Below are 16,300 nucleotides of genomic sequence, written 5' to 3'. Positions count from 1 at the left end.
TTGTCTATAAGGGGGAGAATTGTGAATGTTGAACGATCGGAATATCTTGCTTTGTGTGAGCGGCGGTATCGCGGCGTATAAGGCGTGCGCGCTCACGTCGAAACTCGTCCAGGCCGGTGCGAACGTTCGAGTGGCGATGACCGCGTCAGCCGAAGAATTCGTCGGCAAAGCGACGTTTCAGGCGCTCAGCCGAAATCCGGTATACACCGACGTGTTCGAGGAACACGATCCGACCAAAATCGCCCACATCGACGTCGTCGATACGAGTGACTTGATCGTCGTTGCACCCGCCACGGCGAACATGATTGCGAAACTCGCAGCCGGTATTGCCGATGACTTCATCACGACCTCGATTTTAGCGGCCAAGTGTCCCGTCATCGTCTCACCGGCGATGAACGTCAATATGCTCGAACATCCGGCCACGCGCCGCAATATCGAGACGCTCAAAACGTTCGGCTATCAAATCATCGAACCGGGCGTCGGCAATCTCGCGTGCGGGTGGATCGGTGGCGGACGCCTTCCGGAACCGGAAGACCTCGTCCGTATCGTCGAGAGCCAGTTCGTCCCGAAACATCTGCTCGGGAAACGCGTGCTAATCACGGCCGGTCCGACGGTCGAACGCATCGACCCGGTCCGCTTTTTATCGAACGACTCCTCTGGCAAGATGGGCGTCGCGCTCGCCGCGGCTGCCCGCGATATGGGCGCACACGTCACGCTCGTCCACGGACCGCTGCAAGTACCCGTACCGGACGGCGTGACCGCCATCGCCGTCGAATCAGGCACGGATATGCTCGAGACGGTGCTCGCGCGTTTCGATGACCAAGACCTCGTCATCAAATCGGCCGCCGTCGCCGACTATCGCCCGAAGACGGTCCATAGCGAGAAACATAAAAAAGTGCACGGCCCGTTGACGATCGAACTCGAAGAGACGACCGACATCTTGAAGACGCTCGGGGAGAAGAAGACGCATCAGCTCCTCGTCGGTTTTGCGGCCGAGACGGAGAATCTCGAGCAACACGCCCGCGATAAAATCGCTCGTAAACGGGTTGACTATCTCGTCGCCAACGATGTGTCCCAGCCAGATATCGGCTTCCGCGCCGATGACAACGAAGTCACGTTGTTTCGGGCGGACGGGGCTCATGTCCGCTTACCGCGACAGAGCAAACGTGCACTCGCTGTCGAGTTGCTCACACATTTTAAGGAAGATTTGCGATGATCGCCCACGTCCATGTCGATGCGCCCGTCATCACGATCGACCGTCCGTTCGATTATGAAGTGCCGCCCCAGTTCGAGACGTTAATCGAACCGGGCATGCGTGTCTCGGTCCCGTTCGGCTCACGACGCCTGCTCGGAATCGTTACCGGTGTCTCTGAAGGGACGCGCGAAGGGTTGAAACCGCTCGAAGCCCTATTAGATGAAGAATCATCACTGACGGACGAGTTGCTCGACTTATCGACCCATGTGAAAGAGACGACGCTCTGTTTCCGGTCGTCGGCACTCCTCGCTATGTTGCCGGCAGCGCTGAAAGTGAGTTACGACAAAGAGATTAAAGGCGAGACGCTCCCGGACGGCGTTCGAGCCGGTACCCATCTTTCGGAGTATCCGAAAGAGACGCAGTCCATCATCTTGGCGCTCGCCAAAAAAGGGGACATCTTGCTCGCGCCGGTGTTAAAAGAGAAACGGACGGTGAAGACGGACCTCGTCATCGAACTCATCGATGCGACGCTCATCCCGGCCCGGGCGAAGAAACAACAAGAAGCGATTCAGTTGCTAAAGGACGTCCCGCGGATGTATTGGTCGTCGTTACGTCAAATTGGCTTGTCGCGCGCACAACTGCAAAAGATGGAGTCGCTCCGTGCCGTCAAAGTGACCGAGGTCGAACTGAACCGCGACCCGTACGCCACGATTGAACAGGTCATCGAGACGGTCGAACTGAATGAAAGTCAAGCCAAGGCCGTCCATGCCATCCGCGATGCGGAAGCCGGGGAGACGTTACTCTTGCACGGTGTCACCGGCAGTGGGAAGACCGAGGTCTATTTAGAAGCGATCGGTCAAGTCGTCGATGACGGCAAGCAGGCGATTTTGCTCGTCCCGGAAATCTCGCTCACGCCGATGATGGTCAAACGATTCAAACGTCGCTTCGGAGACCGGGTCGCCGTGCTCCATAGCGCCTTGTCACAAGGAGAGAAATATGACGAGTGGCGCAAAATCAAACGACGTGAAGTCGATGTCGTCGTCGGGGCACGCTCGGCGATTTTCGCACCGCTCGAAAACATCGGCCTCATCATCTTGGACGAAGAGCATGAGACGACGTACAAGCAAGAAGAGAATCCGCGCTATCATGCGCGTGACGTCGCGATTTGGCGGGCCGAGTACCACGAGTGCCCGGTCGTCCTCGGAAGTGCGACCCCTTCACTCGAGTCTTACGCCCGCGCCCAAAAAGGCGTCTATCGCTATTTGCAACTGAGCGAACGGTACGGTGGCGAGATGCCGCCTGTCCATATTATCGACATGCGGCGTGAGCTCGCCAAAGGCAACACGACGATGTTTTCAGAAGATTTATTTGTCGCCATCAACGACCGCATCGCGAAAAAAGAACAGTGCGTCATCTTGCTCAACCGTCGTGGTTTCACGACGTTCGTCATGTGTCGCGACTGTGGGGAAGGGCTTACCTGTCCGCATTGCGCCGTCAACTTGACGTATCACCAACACGGCGACCGGCTCAAATGCCACTACTGCGGCTATGAGATCGGTATGCCGTCGAAGTGCCCGTCGTGTGACAGCAAGAAAATCAAACAGTTCGGCACCGGGACGCAAAAGATCGAGACCGAGCTGTTGAATCGCATCCCTGAGGCGCGGATCATTCGGATGGACCAAGACACGACGTCACGCAAAGGGTCGCACGAACAACTATTGAAACGCTTTGAGGATGGGGAGGCCGACATTTTGCTCGGTACCCAGATGATCGCCAAAGGGCTCGATTTCCCGAACGTCACGCTCGTCGGCGTGCTCGCGGCGGATGCGACGCTCGGCATGCCCGATTTCCGGGCGACCGAGCGTACGTTCCAACTCGTGACCCAAGTCGCCGGTCGGGCCGGACGCGGTAGTCTGCCGGGTGAGGCGTACGTTCAGACGTACAACCCGGACCATTATGTCATCGAGACGGCGAGTGAACATGATTATGAATCGTTTTACGCCCGGGAGATGCAACTGCGCCAAGTCGGTAATCATCCCCCATATTGGTACGTCACGCTCGTCACGTTCGCGGCGGAAAGTCCGCTCGTCGCCCAAGCCGAGGCCGAGCTGTTCGCCGCCGATTTCGTCGAGGCGCACGTGGCCCAGTCGCGACTGAACGGGCCGATGCCGGCACCGTTGTCGAAACTGAAGAACTTGTTCCGCTATCAGTTGTTCATCAAGACGAAACATCCGGAAGCGTTATATCCGGTCCTCGCCACGCTGCAACAGGCACGGGCAAAGGCGATTAGCAAAAAAGAATATCAATTGAGTATCGACGTAAACCCATACGTATTCATGTGAGGTGGAACCAGATGTATAAAGTAGTAGAGATTCCAAATGAGATTTTACGGGTCACGTGTGATCCGGTGACAAAGTTTGATAAAAAATTGCGTCAGACGGTCGATCGACTGTTCGACACGATGTATGAATATGATGGGGTCGGCGTGGCCGCCCCACAGGTCAATTTGAATCAACGGCTCGCTGTCGTCCATACGGATGATGAGACGGGACCGCTCGTGTTGATCAATCCGGAAATCATCGAGACGTCCGGGACCGAGATCGGTCTTGAAGGCTGCTTGAGTATCCCGGGTGAGTTCGGTTTCGTCGAACGGCATGAGACGATCGTCGTCAAGACGCAGGATTTGAAAGGCCGCACCCAACAAGTGAAGGCGAGCGGATTCTTCGCTCGGGCGATTCAACATGAGATCGACCATTTGGACGGAGTATTGTTCACGGACAAGCTCGCCGTGCCGGACAAAGGGACGGATCAGCGTATCGTCTTCATGGGGACGCCGACGTTTGCCGTATCCGTACTTGAGCGCTTGCTCGAAGAAGGATACAATGTCGTAGGTGTCGTCTCGCAACCGGACAAACCGGTCGGCCGTAAACGCGAACTGAAACCGACGCCGGTGAAAGAGTGTGCCCTGCGCCACAATATCCCGGTGTTACAGCCTGAAAAGGTGCGGACCGATTACGCGGATATCTTGGCACTCGAACCGGACTTGATTGTGACGGCGGCGTACGGACAAATCGTCCCGACCGAACTGTTAGAAGCACCGAAACATGGCGCCATCAACGTCCATGCCTCGCTGTTGCCGAAATATCGAGGTGGCGCGCCGATTCATCAAGCCATCCTCGATGGGGACAAAGAGACGGGTGTCACCATCATGTATATGGTCGATAAGCTCGATGCTGGCGACATGATTGCCAACACGGTCGTCCCGATTGAAGAATTGGACACGGTCGGTACGTTGTTCGACAAGCTCGCGGTCGCAGGATCAGACTTGTTGCTCAAGACGCTTCCTGCCTTCCTCGCTGGTTGGATTGAAGCCGTACCGCAAGACGAGCGTGACGTCACGTTCGCACCGAACATTAGCCGAGAGCGGGAACAGATTGACTGGACCCGTGCCGGTGCAGATATTTATAACCACATCAGAGGGATGAATCCGTTCCCGACGGCGTATACGACGATTGCCGGGGAACGGGTCAAACTGTTCTTCGGGTCGAAAACGACAGGGACGGGTGAACCGGGAACGATTGTACGACTTGAAGAGGATGGATTTGTCGTCGCGACAGGCGACGCGGTCGCCATTAAAGTGGTCGACTTGCAACCATCTGGTAAAAAACGAATGGACGGGGCCACATTTATGCGTGGGGCCGGCCAAAAGTTACAAGTCGGCGATCGACTAGGAGGATAATATGAACGTACGAGTTGCAGCACTGGATACGCTAATCAAAATCGAACAAGGCGGCGCCTATTCGACGATTGCGGTCAACGATTTATTGAAACAGAAGAAATTGGCGACGAAAGATGTCGGCCTATACACAGAGCTCGTCTATGGGACGCTCGGCCGGAAACGGACGCTCGATTATATTTTAGAGAAGCGGGTTCAAAACCCGAAAAAATTGGACCGTTTCGTCTTGCCGCTCTTACGGATGAGTGTCTATCAACTGTTTTACCTCGACAAGATTCCGGATCGGGCCGTCTTGCACGAAGCGGTCGAGATTGCGAAAAAACGGGGCCATTCGGGTACCGGTAAGTTCGTCAACGGCGTGTTGCGCAACGTCATTCGGGACGGGTTCCCGGATTTGAGCACGCTTCCGGACGCTGAACGGATTGCCATCGAACATAGCCATCCCGATTGGCTCGTCGCCGAATGGGTGGAAACGTACGGTGTCGAAGCGACCGAGGCGATGTGTAAATTAAACAATGAGCCTGCTCCGGTCACGGTTCGGGTCAACCGCCAGCGCGTCACGGTCGAAGAGATGATTGAACGGCTCGCCGAAGTCGATGTCGTCGCGACACGCTCGGAGCTGTCAGCGGACGGACTCATCATCGAATCCGGAAACGTTCACTCGACAGCGTTCATCGATATGGGCTTGTTGTCGATTCAAGATGAGAGCTCGATGATCGTCGCCGATGCGCTTCAAGCCGGGAAAATGGAACGCGTCCTCGATGCGTGTGCCGCACCAGGTGGAAAAGCGATGCATACGGCAGAACGCATGGACGGTGGAACGCTCGTCGCCCTCGACTTGCATCCGCATAAAGCGAAGTTGATTGAACGTCAAGCGAAGCGTCTGCATATCGATGGAGTGACCGCACTTGCCCTCGATGCCCGCCAGGCCGGGGATAAATTTGAACCGGAGAGCTTCGACCGGATTTTACTCGACGTCCCATGCTCGGGACTCGGTGTCATCCGTCGCAAGCCCGATATCAAATGGACGAAAGACAAGTCCGCCCTCGCCGGACTGCCGAAAGTCCAACGTGAAATCATTGACGCCGTCTTGCCACTGCTTAAACGAGGTGGTACGCTAGTGTACTCGACATGTACCATCGACCCTACTGAGAATGAACAGCAGGCAGATTACATTTTGTCGAACGGATTGACGTGGGATGAGACACTCCAAGACCGTCTTCCACAAGTATTGCACCCGATGATGTCATCGGACCGCGCTGAACTCAAATTACTCCCGACGTCGTTCGGGACGGACGGTTTCTATATCGCCGCATTCAAGAAAGAGGTATAAACATGAATCCAAAAGCAGTTGAAAAAAATCCATTAGTCGGTGCCAAGCCGTCACTCTATTCCCTCACGTACTCAGAGCTCGAACAATGGCTGATTGAGGCAGGAGAAAAATCGTTCCGCGCGAAACAGTTATATGACTGGATGTACGTCAAGCGTGTGACATCGTTCGACGATATGACGAACGTCTCGAAACCGCTCCGCGAGAAATTAGACGCGGCGTTCCAATTGACGACATTGAAAGAACTCGTCCGTCAAGAATCAAAGGACGGGACAATCAAGTTCTTGTTCGAGCTTCAAGACGGTTATTCTATCGAGACGGTACTCATGCGCCATGAGTACGGAAACTCGGTCTGTGTCACGACGCAAGTCGGCTGCCGCATCGGTTGCACGTTCTGTGCTTCGACGCTCGGTGGTTTGAAACGTAACTTAGAGGCCGGTGAAATCACGGCCCAAGTCCTCGACGTCCAGCGCGCGCTCGACGCGAGCGAAGAGCGGGTCGACTCGGTCGTCGTCATGGGAATCGGCGAACCGTTCGATAACTACGACGAATTGATGCGCTTCTTGCGCACGGTCAACCACGATGACGGCTTGAACATCGGTTCACGTCACATCACCGTGTCGACGAGTGGGATCGTACCGAAGATTTACAAGTTTGCCGATGAAGGCATGCGCATCAACTTCGCAATCTCGCTTCACGCGCCGACGACGGAGATTCGGACACGCCTTATGCCAATCAACCGTGCTTACAACTTGGACAAGTTGATGGAAGCCGTCAACTACTATACAGAGAAGAGCGGTCGCCGCATCACGTTCGAATACGGTTTATTCGGCGGGGTTAACGACACGGAAGAACACGCGCATCAACTCGCTGACTTGTTGAAAGGCGTCAAATGCCACGTCAACTTGATTCCAGTCAACCACGTGCTCGAGCGCGATTACGTCCGCACACCACGTAAACAAATTTTTGCCTTTGAAAAAGTGCTCAAAGATCGAAAAGTGAACGTGACGATTCGTCGCGAACAAGGTTCGGATATCGATGCGGCTTGTGGGCAGCTTCGAGCGAAGGAGCGCGAACAAGAAACGAGGTAATCACGAAGATGGAATTAGCATACCGAACCGACCGAGGCCAAGTGAGAGCACAGAACGAGGATGCCGTCTTGATTTTAGGGGACGAACATGCCGGAATTGCTCTCGTGGCCGACGGGATGGGGGGACATGAAGCCGGGGAGGTCGCGAGTCAGCTCGTCATCGAGCAGTTTCGCCGTGCCTTCTCGACGCTTCCGGCCTCGCCGATGGAGATGGAGAATTGGTTCCGCCAAAACGTGGAACTGGCCAATGATCAAGTGCTCGATTTCTCGAAACAAGCCAACCTCCTCATGATGGGGACGACGATTGCCGGTGTCTGTTGGCACGACGAGACGATCGTCATCGTCCACGTCGGGGATAGTCGTGTATATGCCTTGAGAGATGATAAGCTGCAGCAATTGACGGAAGATCATTCCTACGTGAACGTGTTGAAACAACTCGGCGAATTGACCGAGGAAGAGATGCGCGTCCATCCGAAACGTAACATTATCACCCGTTCAATCGGCTCGAATGAGCATGTCGAACCTGATCTGCAAGTGTTTGCCGAACCCGAGTTTGACACGATTTTAATCTGTACGGACGGCTTGACGACTCATTTGACTGATGAGGAAATCAAGCAAGTCTTGAAACGTCCCGTCTCGGCGGACGTCAAGGCGGATCAATTGATCGATCAAGCCAACCGTTTGGGTGGGAGTGACAACATCACCGTTGCCCTCGTCCAGTTCACAGATAGAAAGAGAGGATGAATCCGATGCGAAGTGGAGAACGAATCAACGATCGTTATCGGATCGAACAGCAAATCGGCAGCGGCGGCATGGCAAATGTCTACCGGGCTCACGATGAGATTTTAAACCGAACCGTCGCCATCAAGGTGTTGCGATCTGAATTCTCGCATAACGAACAATTTATACGCCGGTTCGAACGGGAAGCCCACGCGGCGACTAGTCTGAACCATCCGAATATCGTCGCCATCTACGACGTCGGAGACGAGCGTGACATCTATTACATCGTCATGGAACACGTCGATGGGATGACGCTCAAACAATATTTGCAAGAAGAGTACATATCTGTCGACGAGGCGCTTCGCATCATGGGACAGATTTGTGATGCCATCGACCATGCCCATGCGAATCGAATCATTCATCGGGACATCAAACCGCAAAACATGATGATCGATCAGAGCGGCAACGTCAAAGTGACGGACTTTGGGATTGCGGTGGCCATGTCGAACGCGACGCTGACCCATACGATGTCAGTGCTCGGCTCGGTCCATTACTTTTCTCCAGAACAGGCGCGCGGAAAGTTCGCCGATGAGAAGTCAGATATTTATTCACTCGGTGCCGTCCTGTATGAACTCGTGACCGGACGCGTTCCGTTCATCGGCGAGACGCCAGTCGCCGTCGCACTTCAACATTTGCAAGACGACCCGATTCGACCGATGGATTTGAACCCGAACATCCCGCAAGCGCTTGAGAACTGCATCATGCAGGCGCTGGCGAAATCACCGGGCGCCCGTCACACATCGGTCGCCGCCTTTAAGAAGGATTGCATGACGGCGCTCGACCCGGAACGTGCGAACGAACCGAAACGCCTCAGTACGGAACAGGACGCATTCGATCAGACGCTCGTCATGTCACCGGTCGTCCCGGACGAACCGAACGTCAAAGAGACACCGGAACAACCGGTCGCACCGAGCGAACCTGAGACAGCGAACCCGAAGCCGAAACGGAAGAAGAAGTGGTGGCTTTGGCTCCTACTCCTCTTCTTGTTGATTGGCGGCGGAATCGGGGCATATGTCATCGCCGATGAGATGTCCCGTGCCGTCGTGCCAGACGTCGTCGGGATGACGAACGACGAAGCGACGACCGAACTCGAAACAGCCGGTTTTGTCGTCGAAGCGACAGAGCGGGCGAGCGATAACATCGCCGCTGGCGACGTCATTTCGCAGACACCGCAAGCCGGTCGGAAACCGAAACGCGGAACGACCGTGACGATTGTCGTGTCGGCCGGGAAAGAGACGGTCGCGATGCCGGACGTCGAAGGATTGTCTCAGTCGGCGGCCGAGCGGACGCTCAAAGACCTCGACTTTGCGGATATCGAAATTCAATCCGAGGCGTCGGAGACGGTCGATAGCGGCGATGTCATCTCCCAGTCGATTGCTCCGGACAACGAGGTCGTCCCGTCTGAAGAGACGGTGACGCTCGTCGTCTCGACCGGTAGCAATAAAGTCGAACTCGCCAATTTAGCCGGGTATACGTTTGAGGAAGCGACGACGTACGCCGAACAGAATAGCTTGAAAATCGTCAAACGAGACGAGTATTCAACGAGCGTGCCCGCCAACCAAATCATTCGTCAGTTACCGACGGCCGGAACAGCCGTCGACCCGGGGACGGAATTGACCGTCATCGTGTCGCAAGGGGTCGAACCGACCGACGTCTCGATTGAACGGGAAGTCAACGTCGAAATCGATCCGCCTGCTGAAGGCGAAGAACCTGTGGCACTCGAGGTCGTCATTCGGACGGTAGACGCCCGTGGCGAAGTCGAAGTGTTGCGTGATAAGATAACGGAGACGACGACTTACTCGTATACGCTCGTCATTGCACCGGACGAAGTCGGAACCGCGACGATCGAAGTCGACGGGGAAGTCGTCCGGACGGATACGGTGACGTACGCACAAGCAAAAGATTCACAATGAAGAGGTGGCGCGCGCGTCGCCTCTTTTTCTAAGGAGGTCATAGGATGAAAGGTACGATTATTCGATTACAAGGCGGGTTTTATGATGTCATGACGGAAGAGAAACAAGAGATCCGTTGTCGCGCCCGCGGCAATTTCCGCAACCGGAACATCTCGCCGGTCGTCGGCGACGATGTCGATATTCAAGACCAAGGGGACGGCACAGGCTATATCTTGGCCGTCGATGAGCGGTCGAACCATCTCGTCCGCCCGCCGATCGCTAACATCGATCAAGCGTTCTTGCTGTTCTCGGTCAAGGAACCGGCATTCTCGTTCCATCTGCTCGACCGTTTCCTCGTCTTAATCGAATCGAAGCAAGTCCATCCGATTATTGTCTTAACGAAAATGGACTTGTTGACGGAGTCGGAACTCGAAACGATTCAAGCGGCAGCGGCCTTATATCGGTCAATCGGCTATGAGGTCATCGAGACGTCGACGGAGACCGGGTCGGGGATTGAACAAATTCGTGGGTCGTTTAAAGAGAAGACGAGCGTGTTTGCCGGACAGACCGGAGTCGGCAAGAGTTCGCTCTTGAACGCGGTCGCGCCGGAACTAGAACTCGCGACCGGGAAAATCTCGAAGTCGCTCGGCCGAGGCAAGCACACGACGCGTCACGTCACGCTCATCACGCTCGCTGACGGGCTCGTCGCTGACACGCCTGGTTTCTCAAGCCTCGAGTTCCCAGAAGAACTCGAAGTCGAGGAGATGCGCTGGTGCTTCCCTGAGTTCGTCGAGCGGCACGACGACTGTAAGTTCCGAGGCTGTGCCCATTTGAACGAACCGGGTTGTGCCGTCAAAGCGGCCGTCGAGGCGGGAGAAATCGCTTCCACCCGTTATGAGAATTATGTTACGTTTATGGCAGAGTTAAACGATAGACAACGGAGGTACTGACATGATTAAAATTGCACCCTCGATTTTAGCGGCGGACTTCGCCAACCTAGAGGCAGAAGTGAAGGCGGTCCAAGAGGCCGGCGCGGATTATATCCATTTTGACGTCATGGACGGTCAATTCGTCCCGAACATCTCGATCGGTCTCCCGGTGCTCGCGAGCTTACGGAAGAAGTCGGACATGGTGTTAGACGTCCACTTGATGATCGACCAACCGGAGCGCTTCGTCGAAGACTTCATCAAGGCGGGAGCGGACATCGTCACCGTCCACGTCGAAGCGACGAACCATTTGCATCGCGTGCTTCAACAAATTAAGGCGGCCGGAGCCAAGTGTGGCGTCGTTCTCAACCCGCATACGCCGCTGTCATTGATTGAACACGTGCTCGGTGACGTCGACATGGTACTTCTCATGACGGTGAACCCTGGCTTTGGGGGTCAGAAGTTCATCGAATCGGTCGTGCCGAAAATCGCGGCGTTGAACGAGATGCGCCAAGCGCGCCGTCTCGACTTTGAAATCGAGATTGACGGCGGCGTCAACGCGGAGACTGCGAAATTATGTATCGATGCCGGTGCTGACGTGCTCGTGGCCGGCTCGGCCATCTATAACGAGCCGAGCTATAAAGATGCAATCGATAGCATTCGCAACGCATCTCGTGTATAATCGTCCATAGAACAACAAATATTGTCGCAAGGGGTGTCACATTCTGTGGCTGAGAGGCATACGCTAACCCTTTGAACCTGTTCCGTTCACACGGACGTAGGGATGTGGCGAAAATGCACGTTGCTACTCGATAGCAGCATGGCGTTTACGTCATGCTGCTTTTTGTCGTTCGCTCATATTTTAAGGAGGGAAATAGATGAAACAACGTTTAAAATTACAGGCGCTCATTGAAATCTCATTGTTCGCCGCACTCGGTTTGATTTTTGATTTGCTCATCCCGTTCCGGATGCCGCAAGGCGGGTCAATCAGCTTGGCGATGTTGCCGATTTTCGTCATGGCGTATCGTCACGGTTTGAAAGGCGGACTTGCGACCGGTGCACTTGTCGGAACGCTGCAACTGCTGTTCGGGGCCTATATCTTCACGCCTGTCCAGTTCCTGCTCGACTACACGTTCGCTTACGGTGTCGTCGGGATGGCGGGACTGTTTGCTGGTCAAGTGAAACGAGCCGCCAAGGATGAGGCGAAAAAGACGCTCGTCGTTTATTTGGTGCTCGGCGCGCTCCTCGGTTCACTGCTTCGTTACGGCGCCCACGTCTTGTCGGGGATCGTCTTCTTCGCCGAATACGCGGAAGGTCCGGTCGTCGCCTACTCGTTCGCCTATAACATGACGTACATGCTCCCGTCCTTCCTCGTGTCGGCCGTCGTCCTCGTCCTCTTGTTCGTCTCGGCGCCGCGCTTCGCGACGCTCGCGACCCGGGACGTCCGCTAATGCGGGTGTTGATTGTGGCGGCCAGCCCGGAACCAATCTCGGGACTCCCGCGTGACGTCGATTACATCATCGGCGTCGATGGGGGGTACGAGACACTGTTGAACCACGGGCTGAACCCAGATCTCGTCGTCGGCGATTTCGACTCCTTCACGGGCGAAGTGCCGATCGACGCCGTCCGCTATCCATCTGAGAAAGATGTGACCGACCTCGAGATCGCTCTCGAGGCGGCACGGGGGCATGGCGCGACGGAGATGATTGTCTACGGTGCGCTCGGCGGCCGGCTCGATATGACGCTCAGCAATATCGGTCTGCTCGAGGCGTATCCGGAGATGCGTCTCGTCACGGCAGGGCAGACGGTACGACTCGTCGGGTCGGGACGCTATGAACTCCCGCGTCAAGACGGTCACTATTTGTCGCTCATCCCATGGAAGCAGGCGAACGTGACCATCCGCGGCGTCAAATATCCGCTCGACCGTCACGATGTCGTCAGCCATGAGGCGCTCACCATCTCGAACGAATGGGACGATGAAGCGGCGGATTTGATCGTGCACGAAGGCATGGTGCTCGTGCTGTATGTCAAAAAATGAACACAAAAAAATCCCATCGGCGAATGCCGCTGGGATTTATTTCGTTCGTGTATAAAAATTATACGCGTTCAACGAGACCTGATTTAAGAGCGCGAGCTGAAACCCAAACTCGTTTAGGTTTACCGTCAACGAGAATACGAACTTTTTGTACGTTTACACCCCAAGTGCGTTTTGTCTTGTTGAGTGCGTGCGAACGGTTGTTACCTGATTTAGGTGATTTACCTGTTACGTAGCATTTACGTGCCATGCGTTTCCCCTCCTTTTTTATGTGGGTTCGTCCTAATAGACACTCGTTTATATTAGCACGGGTTTTTTCACGATGCAACTAGAAAATCATAGGATGACAAGAAAAAAACTTGACATTACTGGAAAGGATTTTAATAATGAATGAGGGTTACGGCTATAATTGACCGAGTTTATGGAGCAGGTTCTTTTAATAACTAGGTACTTATTGTAGAATGTAGTGAAGGAATCATTCCGAATAAAGGAGGCTACTCCATATGGCAATTGAAATGAAGACAACATATGGCAATATTGACATCACGAACGACGTGGTCGCGACACTCGCAGGCGGTGCGGCGATGGAATGTTTCGGCGTTGTGGGAATGGCGTCTCAAGCTCAATTGAAAGACGGGATCGCAGAACTATTGAAACGTGAAAACTACGCCCGAGGCGTGGTCGTACGTCAAGATGGAGAAGACGTACATATCGACATGCACATCATTGTAAGCTACGGGACGAAAGTGTCGGAAGTCGCATACAACGTGCAAAGCCGTGTAAAATACACGCTCGGTGAAACTTTAGGATTAAACGTTTCGTCGGTAAACATATTCGTACAAGGCGTTCGTCTGACGAATGACTGACGAGAACGAAGGAGGATTTGGTGTGGGTTTAAAACGTTTAGATGGATTGGTGTTCGCGAACATGGTCGCGAACGGTGCAGCCAACTTGAGCCAGAATGCGGATTATGTAGATTCGCTTAACGTCTTCCCGGTGCCGGACGGCGACACGGGGACGAACATGAATTTGACGATGACATCGGGTGCGAAAGAAGTGGCCGCACTCAACTCGGCGAATATCGCTGACGTCTCATCGAAGTTTGCACGCGGTCTCTTGATGGGGGCACGTGGGAACTCGGGCGTTATTTTGAGCCAGTTGTTCCGTGGTTTCGGTAAAGCAATCGAAGGCAAGACAGAAGTGTCGACAGTCGATTTCGCCGAAGCGTTGAAACGTGGCGTCGATACGGCATACAAGGCGGTTATGAAACCGGTTGAAGGAACGATTTTGACGGTTGCTCGTGAAGCGGCCGACGAAGCGCTCCGTGCTTCAGAGTCGACGAGCGACTTCAACGAGTTCATGGAACTCGTGATTGTCGAAGCGAAAGCTTCACTCGAACGGACACCGGACTTATTGCCGGTCTTAAAAGAAGTCGGCGTCGTCGATTCAGGCGGCCAAGGCTTGCTCGTCATTTATGAAGGGTTCCTCGCGAGCCTCGAAGGCAAAGAACTTGAGAAACCACATGCACCGGTCATGGATGCGCTCATTGAAGCTGAACATCATGCCCACGCCGCGCAAGGATTCATGTCGACGGAAGACATCGAATTCGGCTATTGCACGGAAATCATGGTCCGGTTCCAAGACGAGAAATTGAAGGACGTGCCGTTCAACGAGGACGCGTTCCGCAATGAATTGTCTGAACTCGGTGACTCGCTCCTCGTCGTCGCAGACGAAGAGTTGCTCAAAGTTCACGTTCACGTCGAGACGCCAGGTGACGTCATCACGAAAGGACAGCGTTACGGGGAACTCGTCGCTGTCAAAATCGAGAACATGCGTCAACAGCACTCGACCATCTTAGAAGAAGAACATGGCGCCAACCAGCACGGCGTTCAAACGGCTGCTCCGACGGCTCCGAAGGCGAAAGCGCCGTTCGCGATCGTTACGGTCGCGATGGGCGAAGGTGTCAGCGAATTGTTCCGTTCACTCGGGGCGGCCCACGTCATCGAGGGCGGTCAGACGATGAACCCATCGACGGAAGATATCGTCAAGGCGATTGAAGCGGCCAACGCGGATCACGTCTTCATCTTCCCGAACAACTCGAACATCATCATGGCTGCTGAACAAGCGGCCTCGGTCGCACCTTGCGGCGTCTCGGTCATTCCGACGAAGACGGTGCCACAAGGACTCGCGGCAGCGATCGCCTTCAATCCGGAAGCGGATGTGGAAACGAACGAGAGCGTCATGAAGGCTGCGGCAAGCGCCGTCAAGTCTGGTCAAGTGACGTATGCGGTTCGTGATACGAGCATCGACGGTGTCGAGATTCGTAAAGACGACCACATGGCGATTGCCGAGAAGAAAATCGTCGCCTCATCGGCTTCGAGCCTCGAAGCGGCGAAAGCGCTTGTCGACGCGCTCGTGGATGCCGATGACGAAATCATCACGATTTTGACGGGCGAAGGTTCGTCAGCGGAAGACGTCGTAGCACTCTCGGCGTATATCGAGTCGAAGAACGACGAGATTGAAATTGAGGTCCATGACGGGAAACAACCGCTCTACTCCTACATTTTTAGTGTGGAATAAGCTGTAACTCAGCCCTACCTTCTGTATAATGAAGGTAGGGTTTTTTTGAAAGGGGGAAATGCGATGAAATATCGCAGTGTGTTTGATATCATCGGTCCGGTCATGGTCGGTCCATCGAGTTCGCATACGGCCGGAGCCGCGCGCATCGGCCTCATGGCTGGGAAGTTGTTCGGGCGTACGCCACGGCTCGCGCACATCACGTTTTATGGGTCGTTCGCCGATACGTATCGGGGGCACGGTACCGATGTTGCCATCGTCGGCGGCATCATGGGCTTCGATACGTTCGATTTGCGCATCCCGCAAGCACTCGATATCGCCAAAGAGCGCGGTATCGAGGTCGTCTTTGAGACGAGCGATGCGTTGACAGACCATCCGAACACGGCCCGGGTCCACCTCGAAGACGAGGATGGCACGTTCGAAATCGTCGGGATTTCAATCGGCGGCGGGACGATCGAGATTACCGAGTTGAACGGATTCCCGCTCAAACTGTCAGGCGGCGGTCCGGCACTCGTCGTGTTGCACCATGATCGCTTCGGGGCGATCGCGGCCGTGACCGGCATCTTGGCCCGGCATGAGTTGAATATTGGGCATATGGAAGTGAGTCGTCACGAGAAAGGCAAGCAAGCGCTTATGGCGATTGAGATTGATGAACATCTGTCAAAAGACGTGTTAGCGGAAATTGAACGGTTACCTCAAATCGAGCGGGTAGCCATCTTTGGGGAATAAGGAGAAACCA

15 protein-coding genes, 1 pseudogene and 1 riboswitch are annotated in these 16,300 nt (G+C 54.7%); of the genes and pseudogenes, 15 read left to right on the top strand and 1 reads right to left on the bottom strand.

Annotated features, from left to right (window positions below):
• The first annotated feature begins 25 nt into the window (after nucleotides 1-25).
• From coaBC to KNP85_RS01430, 12 genes and pseudogenes are all read left to right on the top strand, one after another.
• Nucleotides 26-1,216 (top strand): bifunctional phosphopantothenoylcysteine decarboxylase/phosphopantothenate--cysteine ligase CoaBC, encoded by a 1,191-nt coding sequence (gene coaBC / locus KNP85_RS01480; RefSeq protein WP_214800894.1) that lies wholly within the window; start codon nucleotides 26-28, stop codon nucleotides 1,214-1,216.
• Nucleotides 1,213-3,537, top strand: a complete 2,325-nt coding sequence (gene priA, locus KNP85_RS01475) for a primosomal protein N' (protein ID WP_214800892.1) — start codon at nucleotides 1,213-1,215, stop codon at nucleotides 3,535-3,537. The genes coaBC and priA overlap by 4 nt, the downstream gene beginning before the upstream one ends.
• An 11-nt stretch (nucleotides 3,538-3,548) precedes the next feature.
• A pseudogene (def, locus tag KNP85_RS15850) lies at nucleotides 3,549-3,974 on the top strand (peptide deformylase); the annotation flags it as partial.
• 45 nt (nucleotides 3,975-4,019) lie between these two features.
• Entirely contained in the window at nucleotides 4,020-4,934 is a 915-nt protein-coding gene (gene fmt / locus KNP85_RS01470) for a methionyl-tRNA formyltransferase (RefSeq protein WP_353048901.1), read from the top strand.
• Nucleotide 4,935: 1 nt separating this feature from the next.
• Nucleotides 4,936-6,264: a 16S rRNA (cytosine(967)-C(5))-methyltransferase RsmB gene (gene rsmB, locus KNP85_RS01465; RefSeq protein WP_021067075.1), complete on the top strand. Its 1,329-nt coding sequence runs from the start codon at nucleotides 4,936-4,938 to the stop codon at nucleotides 6,262-6,264.
• Between the two features lie 2 nt (nucleotides 6,265-6,266).
• Nucleotides 6,267-7,352, top strand: a complete 1,086-nt coding sequence (gene rlmN, locus KNP85_RS01460; protein WP_021067076.1) for a dual-specificity RNA methyltransferase RlmN — start codon at nucleotides 6,267-6,269, stop codon at nucleotides 7,350-7,352.
• 8 nt (nucleotides 7,353-7,360) lie between these two features.
• Nucleotides 7,361-8,095, top strand: coding sequence for a Stp1/IreP family PP2C-type Ser/Thr phosphatase (locus tag KNP85_RS01455; protein ID WP_021067077.1), 735 nt, complete (start codon nucleotides 7,361-7,363; stop codon nucleotides 8,093-8,095).
• Nucleotides 8,096-8,100: 5 nt separating this feature from the next.
• The gene (gene pknB, locus KNP85_RS01450) at nucleotides 8,101-10,044 is read left to right on the top strand and encodes a Stk1 family PASTA domain-containing Ser/Thr kinase (RefSeq protein WP_021067078.1); all 1,944 of its coding nucleotides are present in this window, start codon (nucleotides 8,101-8,103) and stop codon (nucleotides 10,042-10,044) included.
• 44 nt (nucleotides 10,045-10,088) lie between these two features.
• A complete protein-coding gene (rsgA, locus tag KNP85_RS01445) occupies nucleotides 10,089-10,973 on the top strand; it encodes a ribosome small subunit-dependent GTPase A (RefSeq protein WP_021067079.1) in 885 nt (294 codons plus the stop codon).
• Nucleotide 10,974: 1 nt separating this feature from the next.
• Complete coding sequence (rpe, locus tag KNP85_RS01440) at nucleotides 10,975-11,631, top strand: ribulose-phosphate 3-epimerase (protein ID WP_029595716.1); 657 nt, start codon at nucleotides 10,975-10,977, stop codon at nucleotides 11,629-11,631.
• A 19-nt stretch (nucleotides 11,632-11,650) separates the two neighbouring features.
• Nucleotides 11,651-11,751, top strand: a riboswitch (TPP riboswitch).
• A 76-nt stretch (nucleotides 11,752-11,827) separates the two neighbouring features.
• A complete protein-coding gene (thiT, locus tag KNP85_RS01435) occupies nucleotides 11,828-12,400 on the top strand; it encodes an energy-coupled thiamine transporter ThiT (protein ID WP_021067081.1) in 573 nt (190 codons plus the stop codon).
• On the top strand, nucleotides 12,400-12,987 hold the full coding sequence (locus KNP85_RS01430; RefSeq protein WP_058763355.1) for a thiamine diphosphokinase: 588 nt from the start codon (nucleotides 12,400-12,402) through the stop codon (nucleotides 12,985-12,987). Before thiT ends, KNP85_RS01430 begins: the two co-directional genes overlap by 1 nt.
• 58 nt (nucleotides 12,988-13,045) lie before the next feature.
• Here KNP85_RS01430 and rpmB read toward each other — a convergent pair whose 3' ends face one another.
• Nucleotides 13,046-13,234, bottom strand: a complete 189-nt coding sequence (gene rpmB / locus KNP85_RS01425; protein WP_015881349.1) for a 50S ribosomal protein L28 — start codon at nucleotides 13,232-13,234, stop codon at nucleotides 13,046-13,048.
• 253 nt (nucleotides 13,235-13,487) lie between these two features.
• Between rpmB and KNP85_RS01420 the strand changes: the two genes are divergently transcribed.
• The 3 genes from KNP85_RS01420 (at nucleotide 13,488) to sdaAB (ending at nucleotide 16,290) form a co-directional block, all read left to right on the top strand.
• A complete protein-coding gene (locus KNP85_RS01420; RefSeq protein ID WP_016509701.1) occupies nucleotides 13,488-13,850 on the top strand; it encodes an Asp23/Gls24 family envelope stress response protein in 363 nt (120 codons plus the stop codon).
• Between the two features lie 22 nt (nucleotides 13,851-13,872).
• Nucleotides 13,873-15,564 (top strand): DAK2 domain-containing protein, encoded by a 1,692-nt coding sequence (locus KNP85_RS01415; protein ID WP_214800890.1) that lies wholly within the window; start codon nucleotides 13,873-13,875, stop codon nucleotides 15,562-15,564.
• A 63-nt stretch (nucleotides 15,565-15,627) separates the two neighbouring features.
• Entirely contained in the window at nucleotides 15,628-16,290 is a 663-nt protein-coding gene (sdaAB, locus tag KNP85_RS01410) for an L-serine ammonia-lyase, iron-sulfur-dependent subunit beta (RefSeq protein WP_021067084.1), read from the top strand.
• The last annotated feature ends 10 nt before the right edge of the window (nucleotides 16,291-16,300 follow it).

This window comes from Exiguobacterium sp. s194 (genome assembly GCF_018618275.1).
Classification (GTDB): domain Bacteria; phylum Bacillota; class Bacilli; order Exiguobacteriales; family Exiguobacteriaceae; genus Exiguobacterium; species Exiguobacterium chiriqhucha.
Note: the sequence above shows the minus strand (reverse complement) of the source record. Positions and strands in the feature narration are given on the sequence as shown.

What these genes read in the sequence shown, in the direction of transcription:
- coaBC (WP_214800894.1), top strand. Translation starts at nt 26, where the DNA reads ATGTTGAACGATCGGAATATCTTGCTTTGTGTGAGCGGCGGTATCGCG.
- priA (WP_214800892.1), top strand. Translation starts at nt 1,213, where the DNA reads ATGATCGCCCACGTCCATGTCGATGCGCCCGTCATCACGATCGACCGT.
- fmt (WP_353048901.1), top strand. Translation starts at nt 4,020, where the DNA reads ATGGGGACGCCGACGTTTGCCGTATCCGTACTTGAGCGCTTGCTCGAA.
- rsmB (WP_021067075.1), top strand. Translation starts at nt 4,936, where the DNA reads ATGAACGTACGAGTTGCAGCACTGGATACGCTAATCAAAATCGAACAA.
- rlmN (WP_021067076.1), top strand. Translation starts at nt 6,267, where the DNA reads ATGAATCCAAAAGCAGTTGAAAAAAATCCATTAGTCGGTGCCAAGCCG.
- KNP85_RS01455 (WP_021067077.1), top strand. Translation starts at nt 7,361, where the DNA reads ATGGAATTAGCATACCGAACCGACCGAGGCCAAGTGAGAGCACAGAAC.
- pknB (WP_021067078.1), top strand. Translation starts at nt 8,101, where the DNA reads ATGCGAAGTGGAGAACGAATCAACGATCGTTATCGGATCGAACAGCAA.
- rsgA (WP_021067079.1), top strand. Translation starts at nt 10,089, where the DNA reads ATGAAAGGTACGATTATTCGATTACAAGGCGGGTTTTATGATGTCATG.
- rpe (WP_029595716.1), top strand. Translation starts at nt 10,975, where the DNA reads ATGATTAAAATTGCACCCTCGATTTTAGCGGCGGACTTCGCCAACCTA.
- thiT (WP_021067081.1), top strand. Translation starts at nt 11,828, where the DNA reads ATGAAACAACGTTTAAAATTACAGGCGCTCATTGAAATCTCATTGTTC.
- KNP85_RS01430 (WP_058763355.1), top strand. Translation starts at nt 12,400, where the DNA reads ATGCGGGTGTTGATTGTGGCGGCCAGCCCGGAACCAATCTCGGGACTC.
- rpmB (WP_015881349.1), bottom strand. Translation starts at nt 13,234, where the DNA reads ATGGCACGTAAATGCTACGTAACAGGTAAATCACCTAAATCAGGTAAC.
- KNP85_RS01420 (WP_016509701.1), top strand. Translation starts at nt 13,488, where the DNA reads ATGGCAATTGAAATGAAGACAACATATGGCAATATTGACATCACGAAC.
- sdaAB (WP_021067084.1), top strand. Translation starts at nt 15,628, where the DNA reads ATGAAATATCGCAGTGTGTTTGATATCATCGGTCCGGTCATGGTCGGT.